Consider the following 11,893-nt stretch of genomic DNA (forward strand, 5'->3'; position numbering starts at 1 on the left):
CAGCTCCTGATGACGGTGCATCAGGGACCGGACGGGGTCGGCGCTCCCGCGGCGTCCGCGCGGCGCTCCAGCTGCTGCCCGGTGCCGTCTGCACCGCGACCGTCGCCGCCGTCGCCGCCGCCGGCCCGGCACCCCCCGCCGTCCGCAGCACCGTCGGCGCCGGGGGCGCCGTACTCCTCGCGCTCGCCGTCCGGCTCGCCGTACGGTCCGGACCGCTGCGGCGGTGCCACCACGGCAGCGGGCCGCGCGCCACCGGCCTGTGGCTCTGCTGGACGGCCGGGTACGCGGTCTACGGCGACTGGCTGCTGGCCCAGCTGCTGTCCGGCGGCCCCGATCTGCCGCCCGCCGCTCCCCGGGCCGCCGTCGCCACCGCCGTGGCACTGACCTTCGCCCTCGCGCCCGCGGCCGGCTGTGCCCACTGGTTCGCGGTGCGCGCCCGACGCGCGGTGGCCGAAAGCCGCGGCCTCGAAGAACTCGCCGCCCGGGTACGGCCGTTGCTGCCGGCGGCCACCCTGCTCTTCCTGGCCGCCCTGGTGGGCCTGCTCCTCGGCGCGGACGCGGCCTTCGGCGACGACGGGAGGACGGCACCGGCCGCGGCGGCCGCCCTGGGCGTGCTGCTCTTCCTCGCCCGGCTGCTGACCGTGCACGGCTTCCCCGAGGCGGCCGCCACGGGCCTGGCCTCGGCCGCCGCCCTGGAGTACCTCGCACTGACCCTGGTGCTGATCGCCCGGCTCCCCGGCCTGCACCCGCTGGCCGTCCCGGTCGAGGCGCTGACCGGGGCCGCGGGACCGGCCGCGGTGCCCGCGGTGGCCTGCACGGCCGCCGCCCTGGGGCTGCTCGGCTACGGCCTGCGGGCGCTCACCGGAGCCTGCGCGCACTCGCCCGCCCCCTTCGGACCGGCGGAGGGACACCGGCCGTGACCCACCGGACGACCACCGGCCCCCGGCTCCCCGCACCCCCACACGGACACCCCCACCACGCGCCACCCCCGGAGCGGCACCCCGAAACGGCCGCCCCGGCCCCTTCGCCGCGGACCTCACCCCCCATGCGGCCCCCGTCCTCGCGGCGGGCCCCGGCTCCGCGGCCGACGACGTACTTCCCTCGATCCGCCTTAGGAGCACGACAGATGAACGTCCAGCCGACCACACGCCACGCGGACCGGGGGGATGCACGATGAGGGTGCTGCTCATCGGCGCCAACGGCTACCTGGGCCGCTATGTCGCCGACCGTCTGCTCGCCGACCCCGCCGTCCAGCTCACCGCCCTGGGGCGGGGCGACGACGCCGATGTCCGCTTCGACCTCGCCACCGGCAGCCCCGGCGCGCTCACCCGCTTCCTCGACGCGGTCCACCCCGGCGTCGTCGTCAACTGTGCGGGCGCCACCCGCGGCGGCGCCCGCGAGCTGACCCGGCACAACACCGTCGCGGTCGCCACCATCTGCGAATCGCTGCGCCGCAGTAGTTGCGGTGCCCGGCTCGTCCACCTGGGCTGCGGGTCCGAGTACGGGCCCTCCCAGCCCGGCTCCTCCACCGCCGAGGACGCGGTGCCCCGCCCCGGCGGCCCGTACGGCGTGAGCAAACTCGCCGCCACCGAACTCGTCCTGGGTTCCGGGCTGGACGCGGTCGTGCTGCGGATCTTCTCGCCGGTCGGCCCGGGCACCCCGGCGGGGTCGCCGCTGGGCCGGCTCGCCGAGGCGATGCGCCGTGCCATGCAGTCCGGCGACAGCGAGCTCAAGCTCGGCGGGCTCGGGGTGCAGCGGGACTTCGTCGACGTCCGCGACGTGGCCCGCGCGGTGCACGCCGCCTCGCTGTCCGCCGCGCAGGGCGTCGTCAACATCGGGACCGGCCGCGCCGTCCGGCTGCGCGAGGCCGCGTCCGTGCTCGCCCGGGTCGCCGGCTTCGGCGGTGCGCTCCACGAGATCGACTCCCCGCCCGCCCGGCTCGTCATCCCCGGCCCGTCCCCCGAGCACCCGGTCGGCTCGCCGCCCGCCACCTACCCGTATCCGGACGGCTGCGGCACCTGGCAGCAGGCCGATGTGCGCACCGCCCGCGACCGGCTCGGCTGGCGCCCCCGGATCGTGCTGGAGGAGTCCCTCGCGGACATCTGGATGGAGGCCGCATGTCGCATCTGACCACCTCCGCCGGTGGCAGCCGCGCCCCGACCGGCGCCACCGGGGCCGGCATCGGCGTACCGGGCTTCGCCCATCCGCTGCTGGCCCCCGCCGAGTGGGCCGAACTGCTGCGCTGCGCCGGCGGTTTCCTGCCGCGGGCCGCGCCGGGCCGCGGTGGCCCGGCGCCGGTGCGGCCCGGCGCGGTGCACTGGGCGGTGCTCAATGTGTCCAACGGGCCCGGCGCCCGCCCCGACCCGCACTGCCTGCCGGCCGCGGCCCGGGTGCGCGAGACGGGCGTACGGATACTGGGCCACCTCGACCTGGGGCTCGGGACCCGCCCCTTCGGGGAGCTGCTCACCGATGCCCGCCGCTACCTGGAGTGGTACCGGGCCGACGGCTTCTGGCTGGACCGCTGCCCCACCGACCGGAACCGGCTGCCCGCGACGCGGCGCCTGGCCACCACCCTGCGTGCCCTGTGCGGCGGCGGCCACCTCGTCTTCGGGCACGGCAGCCACCCCCACCCCGGCTATGCCGAGTCCGCCGACCAGCTCGTCACCTTCGCCGGTGGTTGGGACGACTACCGCTGGTCCCAGGCGGCCGAGTGGACCGCCGACTACCCTCCGGAGCGGTTCTGTCACCTCGTTCACGGGGTGCCCCGCAGCCATCTCGACGAGGCACTGCGGATCGCCCGCTGGCAGGGAGCGGGCACGGTGTACCTCACCGACCGCCGGGCCGCCGAGGCGGCAGGTGTCGCCGGTGACGCCTGGGCGTCACTGCCCGGTTACTGGGACGATTTCGTCTCGCGCATCGGAACAGGTGTCTCGGAATGAAGAAGGGCGTGGCAGTGTTACGGGAGAGCAATCTCCCCCACTCTCGGCTCCGCCCGTGCGGGGGGGAACCCCATCAAGACCGACCAACGGAGTTCCCGTGTCGCTGCCACCCCTGGTCGAGCCCGCTTCCGAGCTCACCGTCGATGAGGTCCGCAGGTACTCCCGCCACCTGATCATCCCCGATGTCGGGATGGACGGGCAGAAGCGGCTGAAGAACGCCAAGGTGCTGTGCGTCGGCGCCGGTGGCCTGGGCTCGCCCGCACTGATGTATCTGGCCGCGGCCGGCGTCGGCACGCTCGGCATCGTGGAGTTCGACGAGGTCGACGAGTCGAACCTGCAGCGCCAGATCATCCACAGCCAGGCGGACATCGGCCGCTCCAAGGCGGCCTCCGCCAAGGACACGGTGCTGGGCATCAACCCGTACGTCACCGTCAACCTCCACGAAGAGCGCCTGGACTCCACGAACGTCATGGAGCTGTTCGCGCAGTACGACCTGATCGTGGACGGCACCGACAACTTCGCCACCCGCTACCTGGTCAACGACGCCTGTGTGCTGCTGAACAAGCCGTACGTCTGGGGTTCGATCTACCGCTTCGACGGTCAGGCGTCGGTGTTCTGGAGCGAGCACGGCCCCTGCTACCGCTGCCTCTACCCGGAGCCCCCGCCGCCCGGCATGGTGCCCTCCTGCGCCGAGGGCGGCGTCCTCGGTGTGCTGTGCGCCTCCATCGGCTCCATCCAGGTCAACGAGGCCATCAAGCTGCTCGCCGGTATCGGTGACCCGCTCGTCGGTCGGCTGATGATCTATGACGCCCTGGAGATGACCTACCGTCAGGTCAAGGTCCGCAAGGACCCGGACTGCGCGGTCTGCGGGGAGAACCCGACCGTCACCGAGCTCATCGACTACGAGGCGTTCTGCGGCGTGGTCTCCGAGGAGGCCCAGGAGGCCGCCGCCGGCTCGACGATCACTCCCCGGCAGCTCAAGGAGTGGATCGACGGCGACGAGAAGATCGAGATCATCGACGTCCGCGAGCCGAACGAGTTCGAGATCGTCTCGATCCCGGGCGCCCGGCTGATCCCGAAGAACGAGTTCCTGATGGGCACCGCCCTCCAGGACCTCCCGCAGGACCGGAAGATCGTCCTGCACTGCAAGACGGGCGTCCGCTCGGCGGAGGTCCTGGCCGTGCTGAAGTCCGCGGGCTTCGCCGACGCCGTGCACGTCGGCGGCGGCGTCATCGGCTGGGTCAACACGGTCGAGCCGGAGAAGCCGGTCTACTGACCGCCCCGCACCCCACGCAAAGGCGCCGGTCCGTCTCGTACGGACCGGCGCCTTCGTGCGCTGCGGCGGGGGACCGGCCGGTGCGGCGGCCGGTCCCGGTCAGATCTCGCCCTTGCGCGTCAGATAGTTGAACGCCAGCCAGCCCGGCAGCGCCGGCAGCCAGAAGACCAGCAGCCGGAACAGCAGCACCGCCGGGAACGCCGTGCCGGCGTCGAGCCCGGCCACGGTCAGCCCGGCGATCAGCGCGCCCTCGACGGCGCCCACACCACCCGGGGTGGGCGCGGCCGAGCCCAGCGCGTTACCGGCGAGGAAGGCGACCGCGATACTCGCGTAGGTGAGCTTGTCGCCGCCGCCGAAGGCCCGGATCGAGGCGTCCAGACACATCACGTTCGCCGCCGTCAGCAGCAGCATCCCGCCGATGCCGGTGATCAGCTTCCGGGGCCGCTGCAGGATGTCCAGCATCCGTGGGACCACCCCCGCGAACAGCGAGCGCACCCGCCGCGAGACGAACTTGCGCAGCGCCGGCACCGCCGTGACGACCAGGACCAGCACGGCCACGGTCAGCAGTCCGGCGATGACCGTACGGGACGGCGAGATCGGCGCGGTCTGCTCCTGGGTGCCGGTCAGATAGCCGAAGATCAGCAGCAGCAGGATGTGACTGCCCAGGCCGAACAGCTGGGACGCGCCGACGCTCGCCACCGCCAGACCGGGCCGGACCCCGGCGCGCTGCAGGAAGCGGGCGTTGAGTGCCACCCCGCCGATCGCCGCGGGCGCCACCAGCTTCACGAAGTTGCCCGCGATCTGCGCGATGACCGTCCGGACGAACGAGACCCGCTCCGTGACGAACCCCAGCAGACTCATCGCCGCCGCGATGTACGTCAGCGCCGAGAAGAACATCGCGACCAGCACCCAGACCCACCCGGCCTTGCTGACCACGTCGCCCAGGTTGAAGTGGGTGAGCTGGGACAGCAGCAGATACACCGCGAAGGCGCCGGCGATCCAGCTGATCAGGATGCGCGGGCTGAGCCGCTCCAGCTTGGCGGGCTGGATCACCGCCGTCGGACGGATCAGCAGCACCTGTCTGCGGATCTGCGCGAGCAGGTCCTCCTCACGGGCCTCCTCCGAGGCCTCGTCCAGGGCGCGCTTCTCGGCGTTCTTCTCCGCGTGCCGCTCGGCCCGCAGCGTCCTGCGGTCCTTGGTGCCCTCCGCCTCGCGCGCCTCCCGGGCCTCCTTGGCGGCCTGCGACGCGGCCAGCACCGCATCGCGCTCCCGCTGGCTGCGCTCGCGGGCCAGCTGCCGCAGCGTGGCACGGGTGGTGCGGCTGAGCGCGATCGGCTGGAGCAGCGGCAGGCTGTCGGCGACCGCGTCCGGGCCGAGCACCTCGACGGCCGCGGCCACCGCCCGCTCGGCACCGACCCGCAGACCGCAGGTGGCCAGCAGCTGGGCGATGTCCATCCGCAGGACGAGGTCCCCGGCCGCGATCTCGCCGCCGCGCAGCTCGGTCAGCACGATGTTGCCGGAACGATCCACCAGCAGCGCGTCACCGACCAGCCGCCGGTGCGCGATCCGCCGCGACTGCAGCGCCTCGACCTGCCGCCAGGCGCTGTGCATCAGTGTGTCGGTGATCTCCTCGTCGGCCAGCGAGTCGAAGCTGCGGCCGGCGATGTGCTCGTATACCAGCATCACCGCGTCCGGGCCGAGCTCCGAGGTCGCGATCAGCTTCGGGGCGCTCGCGCCGGCCGCGATGGCCGCGTACGCCAGCAGCGCCTCCTGCTCCAGCGCCTGGCGCAGCGACTGCAGACTGCGGCGCTGATTGATGCCGCGCAGTGACAGCCGGCGCCACACCCGGTAGAAGAAGCCCTGCGCCTGCTGCTCGCGGTCGACGACGGTGACATCGATCGGCGGGCCGTCCTCCAGGGTCACCAGATAGCGGCGGCCGCGGTCGGTGTGCTCGGGCGTCTCCGCGCCGGCGTCCTCCGCCCGCAGCGCGGAGACCGGGTGGAAGCCGACCCGGCGCAGCCCCGCGAGGAGGTTCTGGCCGGTGGGACGGACGTTCGGGGAGCCGACGGCGTAGAGGGTCCCGTAGGCCACGGTCCAGCCGATCAGTACGGTCGTGATGATCGCGAACGGTGTGGTGTACCGCCCGACCAGCACCGCAAACGCGTCCAGCAGCAGCACGCACCACATCGCGACCCGCCACCGGGGCCGCCGGTACATGCCGACCGCCGTCATATAGGCGATCACGGGCGCCAGGTAGCTGTGCACCGGGGCGGAGAGGGACCCGTTGGCGAGGGGCTGGGTCAGCGCGTCCCGGATGGAGGCGGGGGCGGAGTCGGCCACCCACAGGTCGGTGGCCAGCGACACCCCGTGGGCGAGGACGGCGGCGAGCACCCCGTCCGCGATCCGCAGCCCGTCCCGCTTGATCAGCCGCTCGACGGCGAACGCCACCGGCACGATCAGCACCGCGACGCTGGACGTCAGCCCCGCCAGGTTGATCAGCAGCGGGGGCGCCGCCTTGGCGCCGGTGCCGATGTCGTTCTCCAGGCCCTGGGTGGTGCCGTGCGCGAAGGTGGTGAGCGCGAGGACGAGCGCGATCCCGGCCATGCCGAGCAGCAGCCGCAGCAGGTCGGAGGGCCGGTGCACCCGGGCGGGCAGCAGCGGCTCGTCACCGGAGACCCGGTCGACGTGGAATTCGCCGTGCTCGTCCGCGGTCAGGTCGCTGCGGTGCGCGCCCGTGCGGGCCCGGCCCCGGGCCGCCCCGGACGCCGGCCGCTCGCCGCGGTCCCCGTCGCGGTCCTGCGCGCCGCGGTCCTGCGCGCCGCGGTCCTGCCCGGCCCGGCCGTCCTTGCCCTGATCGGACTGCTTGTCGTCCCGCTCCTCCTGGTGCCGCTCGGTTGGCTCGGGCTCCTCGGGTCCTTGTGGCCTCTCGGACGCCTCTGGTCGTTCGGCCTTCTCGATCGTGCTCGCCTTTTCGGTAGCGGAAGCCGTGGCCGGCCTCCGTTGGTGCTTCCCCTGTGGTGCCGCCTGCTTCCGCTCCGGCAGCTCGGTCGCTGCGGCCGGTCCGTGCGCGGTGCCGGCGGCGTCGACGGACCGCGCCTCAGGGGCGCCCGCCTCCCGTGGAGGCGCCGCGCCCTGCTGCTCGGCCGTCTCTTCTTGATCTCGTATCACCAGTCACCGTCCGGAAGATGGTGGCACGACCGACCGGTGGAGGAGGGCATCAGGGTGCATTTCGGGGGAGCGGGAAGCGGAACACCCGCCGCCGACCGGGGCCGGCGGCGCCGCCCCGGCGACCTGCCCGGTGGTGCACCACCGGGTGCCCGATCCCATTGTCGGTGCCGTGCGGCAGGATGGACCGAATGAGTGGGACCGGAGATTCGACGGCGGGTGAGCTCCCCGCATACGCGGAACGGGTCCTCGCCGTCGCCGAGCTGATCCCGGCGGGCAAGGTGATGACGTACGGGGACGTCGCCGAGTGGCTCGACGAGGGAGGACCGCGGCAGGTCGGCAGGGTCATGGCGCTCTACGGCGGCGCGGTGCCCTGGTGGCGGGTGGTGCGCGCGGACGGCGTGCTGCTGCCCGGCAGCGAACTGCGCGCGCTCGCCCATTACCGCGACGAGGGCACGCCGCTGCGCACCACCCCGACGGGGGACACCCCCGCAGGGCGCAGCCGGGGCGCCCTGGTGACGCGCGGGCACATACCGCGCCTCGACATGCGGCGCGCCCGCTGGGACGGGCGCCAGGAAGGGACCCCTCCCAGCGGGCTGCCGTAGTGCCGGCGCCCCGCCGCCCGGCGCACCGGGAGGCCGCTGCCGGGCCCACCGGACACCTGGCGTAGCGTCGGGCAGCGCCGTCCGGCCGACGGCCCCGCCGCGCGCCGCGCCGCCCGGCCGGCAGCCCGACCCGCTCCGCGCACCGCGCGGCGGCCCGCAGCCCCTCTGCTCCACGACCAGCACCCTCCTCAGGACCGGCGATCCACGTGAGTTCCTCCTTCTCGGCCGCCCCGCCCACGCAGCCCCACCGGGCGGCGCGGCGGGACGCCGCCGGCGCGTACCGGCTGGTGCGCACCGCGCCGGGGCGGGTGGATCCTCCTGCCTTGGACGCAGCCCAGCGCGGCGTGGTTGACCACCGGCACGGGCCGCTGCTGGTGCTGGCCGGGCCGGGCACCGGCAAGACCACGACGCTGGTGGAGTCGGTGGTCCGCCGGGTGCGCTCCGGCGACGACCCCGAACGGATCCTCGTCCTCACCTTCAGCCGCAAGGCAGCCGTCGAACTCCGCGACCGGCTCGCGGCCCGGCTGTCGGGACCGGACGCACCGCCCGCCGGGCCCGCGGGCCCCGGCAGCGGTCCGCGCCGGCCGGGCATCCCGCAGGCGACGACCTTCCACTCCTTCTGCTACGCCCTGGTCCGCGCCCACCAGGACGCCGAGCTGTTCGCCGACCCACTGCGGCTGCTGTCCGGACCCGAGCAGGACCTCGTGGTCCGTGAACTCCTCGAAGGACAGGCGGAACTGGCCGGTGCGGGCCGCGGCCGGGTGCGCTGGCCGGACGAGCTGCGGGCGTGCCTGACCACCCGCGGCTTCGCCGACGAGGTCCGCGCGGTGCTCGCCCGCAGCCGCGAACTGGGCCTGGGCCCCGACGCCCTCGCCGCCTTCGCCGCCCGCACCGGCCGCCCCGACTGGAGCGCCGCGGCCGGCTTCCTCGCCGAATACCTCGACGTCCTGGACGCCCAGGGCGTACTGGACTACGCCGAGCTGGTGCACCGCGCGGTGCTGCTCGCCGAACACACCGACACCGCGGCGCAGCTGGCCGCCGCCTATGACGCGGTCTACGTCGACGAGTACCAGGACACCGACGCCGCCCAGGTACGGCTGCTGCGCGCACTCGCCGGCAACCACACGGCGTCCGCCGCACCCGGCTCCCCGGGACGCACGCTCGTCGCGTTCGGCGACCCCGACCAGTCGATCTACGCCTTCCGGGGCGCCGACGTCAACGGCATCCTCGACTTCCCCGAGACGTTCCGGCGCGGCGACGGCGCCCCCGCCCCGGTCGCCGTCCTCGGCACCTCCCGGCGCTCCGGCGCCGCCCTGCTCGCCGCCACCCGGCTGCTCACCCGCCGGATGCCGCTCACCCGCCTGCCCGCCGCGAAGGTACGCGCCCACCGCGAGCCCGTGCCCGTACGGGACGGCGGGCGCGTCGAGGCGTACACCTACCCGACGCCCGGCGCCGAACTCGACAACATCGCCGACATCTTGCGCCGCGCCCATCTGGAGGACGGGGTGCCCTGGCGCGAGATGGCCGTTCTGGTCCGTGCCGGCGGGCGCTCGCTGCCCGCCGTGCGCCGCGCGCTCACCTCGGCCGGCGTCCCCCTCGACATAGACGGCGACGATCTGCCGCTGCGGCACGAACCCGCGGTCGCCCCCCTGCTGACGGCACTACGGGCGGCGGCACGGGCCGCCCTGCGCCACGACCCCGCCGCCACCCCTGACGCCCCGTCCGACGAGGCCGCTCCCCAGGACGCCGGACCCGGGCAGGCCGCACCGGACGACGACGCCGGCGCCCCCCGGTGGCTCGACGCCGAAACCGCCACCGACCTGCTGACCTCCCCGCTGGGCGGCATGGACTCCGCCGACCTGCGCCGGCTGGGCCGCGCCCTGCGCGAGGAGGAACGCAGCGCCGGGCAGCCGTTGCCCCGCCCCTCCGACGAGCTGATCGCCCGGGCCCTGGCCGAACCCCAGCGCCTGGTCGCCCACGACCCCGGCTACGCCCGCGGCGCCCAGCGGCTCGGCCTGCTGCTGCACAAGGCCCGCACGCTCCTCGCCGGCGGCGGCACCGCCGAACAGGCCCTGTGGGAGCTGTGGGACGGCACCCCCTGGCCGCAGCGCCTGGAACGCGCCGCCCACCGCGGCGGCGCCGCCGGCCGCAACGCCGACCGCGACCTGGACGCCGTCGTCGCCCTCTTCGAGACCGCCGCCCGCGCCGAGGAACGCACCGGCGGCCGCGGCGCCCTCAACTTCCTGGAGGAACTCGACGCCCAGGACATCGCCGCCGACACCCTCACCCGCCGCACCGTGCGCCCCGACGCCGTACGCCTGATGACCGCCCACCGCGCCAAGGGCCTGGAATGGCGGCTCGTCGTCGTCGCCGGCGTGCAGGAGGGTCTCTGGCCCGACCTGCGCCGGCGCGGCTCGCTCCTGGAAGCCGACCGGATCGGCCGCGACGGCCTGGCCGAGCCGCTCCCCGCGGGCGCGCTGCTCGCCGAGGAACGCCGGCTGTTCTACGTGGCCGCCACCCGCGCCCGCGAACGGCTGGTCGTCACCGCCGTGAAGGCCGCGGCCGACGACGGCGACCAGCCGTCCCGCTTCCTGACCGAGCTGGGCGTCACCCCCCAGGACGTCACCGGCCGCCCGCGCCGCCCCCTCTCGGTGACCGCCCTCGTCGCCGAGCTGCGCGCCACCACCGTCGACCCGGCCGCCACCCCCGCGCTGCGCGAGGCCGCCGCCCAGCGGCTCGCGCGGCTGGCCGCCCTCCGCGACGACGACCACCACCCCCTGGTGCCGGCCGCCCACCCCGACACCTGGTGGGGCCTGCACGAACCCACCCACAGCAGCGTCCCGCTGCGCGACCGCGACCGTCCCGTGGTCCTCTCCGGCAGCGCCCTCGACCAGCTCGCGCACACCTGCTCCCTCCAGTGGTTCCTGGGCCGCGAGGTCAAGGCGGACAGCCCCGCCACCGCCGCCCAGGGCTTCGGCAACGTGGTGCACGTCCTCGCCGACGAGGTCGCCTCCGGCCGCACCCCCGCCGATCTGGCCGTCCTGATGGAGCGGCTGGACTCCGTATGGGACTCCCTCGCCTTCGACGCCCCCTGGAAGTCACGCCAGGAAAAGGACACCGCGCGCGCCGCCCTGGAACGTTTTCTGCGCTGGCACGTCATGGAACGCGAGACCCGCGGCCGGGACACCGTCGCCACCGAGCACGGCTTCGACCTCACCCTGAGAGCCGGCACCTACGAGGTCCGGATCCGCGGCAGCATGGACCACGTCTCCCGCGACGCGCAGGGACGGGCGTACGTCGTCGACTTCAAGACCGGCAAACAGAAACCGACCGGACCCGAGGTCGCCCGCCACCCCCAGCTCGCCGTCTACCAGCTCGCGGTGCGCGAGGGCGCCCTCGACGACGCCTTCGACGGCCGCACCCCGGACCCGGGCGGCGCGGAACTGGTGCATCTGCGCCTGGGCGCACCCCAGAAGGAAGGCGGCGACACGCTGCCCGCCGTCCAGGCGCAGCAGCCACTGGAGGGGGAGTGGGTCGGCGAACTGCTCGCCACCGCCGCGGGCCGCGTCCTGGAGGAGCGGTTCACTCCCACCACCGGCACCCACTGCACCCACTGCACCTTCCGGTCGTCGTGCAGCGCACAGCCGGAGGGGAGGCACGTCGTTGAGTGACTTCCCACGTTTTTGGCTGGCCCGCCGTGGGTGTTGCTCGCCGTTGCGCTTTGCGGCGCGGCGCACGTTGTCGGCCGTCCCGCCGTGGGTGTTGGTCGCCGTTGCGCTTTGCGGCGCCCCCGACATCGTCGGCTGACCCGCCGCAGGGCTACTCGCCGTGGCGCCTGCGGCGGGCGTGGGTTTGTCGGCTGCGGTGCCGCTCCTCCGGACTTCGTCCTGCGGCGCGGCCCCTCCCGT

At 74.7% G+C, this 11,893-nt stretch carries 7 protein-coding genes; 6 read left to right on the top strand and 1 reads right to left on the bottom strand.

Annotated elements, in window-relative coordinates; translation table 11 throughout:
* The 4 genes from EST92_RS31415 to moeZ form a co-directional block, all read left to right on the top strand.
* Positions 1 to 920 (top strand): hypothetical protein (locus tag EST92_RS31415; RefSeq protein WP_129283473.1); only part of this gene is annotated, 920 nt, incomplete at its 5' end.
* A gap of 253 nt (positions 921 to 1,173) precedes the next feature.
* Positions 1,174 to 2,130 (top strand): NAD-dependent epimerase/dehydratase family protein, encoded by a 957-nt coding sequence (locus EST92_RS27665; protein ID WP_129251040.1) that lies wholly within the window; start codon positions 1,174 to 1,176, stop codon positions 2,128 to 2,130.
* Positions 2,118 to 2,939: a spherulation-specific family 4 protein gene (locus tag EST92_RS27670; protein ID WP_129283474.1), complete on the top strand. Its 822-nt coding sequence runs from the start codon at positions 2,118 to 2,120 to the stop codon at positions 2,937 to 2,939. Before EST92_RS27665 ends, EST92_RS27670 begins: the two co-directional genes overlap by 13 nt.
* Before the next feature lie 97 nt (positions 2,940 to 3,036).
* A complete protein-coding gene (moeZ, locus tag EST92_RS27675) occupies positions 3,037 to 4,215 on the top strand; it encodes an adenylyltransferase/sulfurtransferase MoeZ (protein WP_129251038.1) in 1,179 nt (392 codons plus the stop codon).
* A gap of 99 nt (positions 4,216 to 4,314) precedes the next feature.
* On the opposite strand, the gene EST92_RS27680 is transcribed toward moeZ, so the two are convergent.
* Positions 4,315 to 6,930, bottom strand: a complete 2,616-nt coding sequence (locus tag EST92_RS27680) for a lysylphosphatidylglycerol synthase domain-containing protein (protein ID WP_254069057.1) — start codon at positions 6,928 to 6,930, stop codon at positions 4,315 to 4,317.
* 641 nt (positions 6,931 to 7,571) lie between these two features.
* Here EST92_RS27680 and EST92_RS27685 point away from each other — a divergent pair.
* A complete protein-coding gene (locus tag EST92_RS27685; RefSeq protein WP_129283476.1) occupies positions 7,572 to 7,985 on the top strand; it encodes an MGMT family protein in 414 nt (137 codons plus the stop codon).
* A gap of 206 nt (positions 7,986 to 8,191) precedes the next feature.
* Positions 8,192 to 11,656, top strand: a complete 3,465-nt coding sequence (locus EST92_RS27690) for an ATP-dependent DNA helicase (RefSeq protein WP_129283477.1) — start codon at positions 8,192 to 8,194, stop codon at positions 11,654 to 11,656.
* Positions 11,657 to 11,893: the final 237 nt, after the last annotated feature.

This window comes from Streptomyces sp. TM32 (genome assembly GCF_004122755.1).
GTDB lineage: Bacteria > Actinomycetota > Actinomycetes > Streptomycetales > Streptomycetaceae > Streptomyces > Streptomyces sioyaensis.

Bases quoted from the DNA above. Each gene is read 5' to 3' on its own strand.
- EST92_RS27670 (WP_129283474.1), top strand. From the start codon at position 2,118: ATGTCGCATCTGACCACCTCCGCCGGTGGCAGCCGCGCCCCGACCGGC.
- EST92_RS27685 (WP_129283476.1), top strand. From the start codon at position 7,572: ATGAGTGGGACCGGAGATTCGACGGCGGGTGAGCTCCCCGCATACGCG.
- EST92_RS27665 (WP_129251040.1), top strand. From the start codon at position 1,174: ATGAGGGTGCTGCTCATCGGCGCCAACGGCTACCTGGGCCGCTATGTC.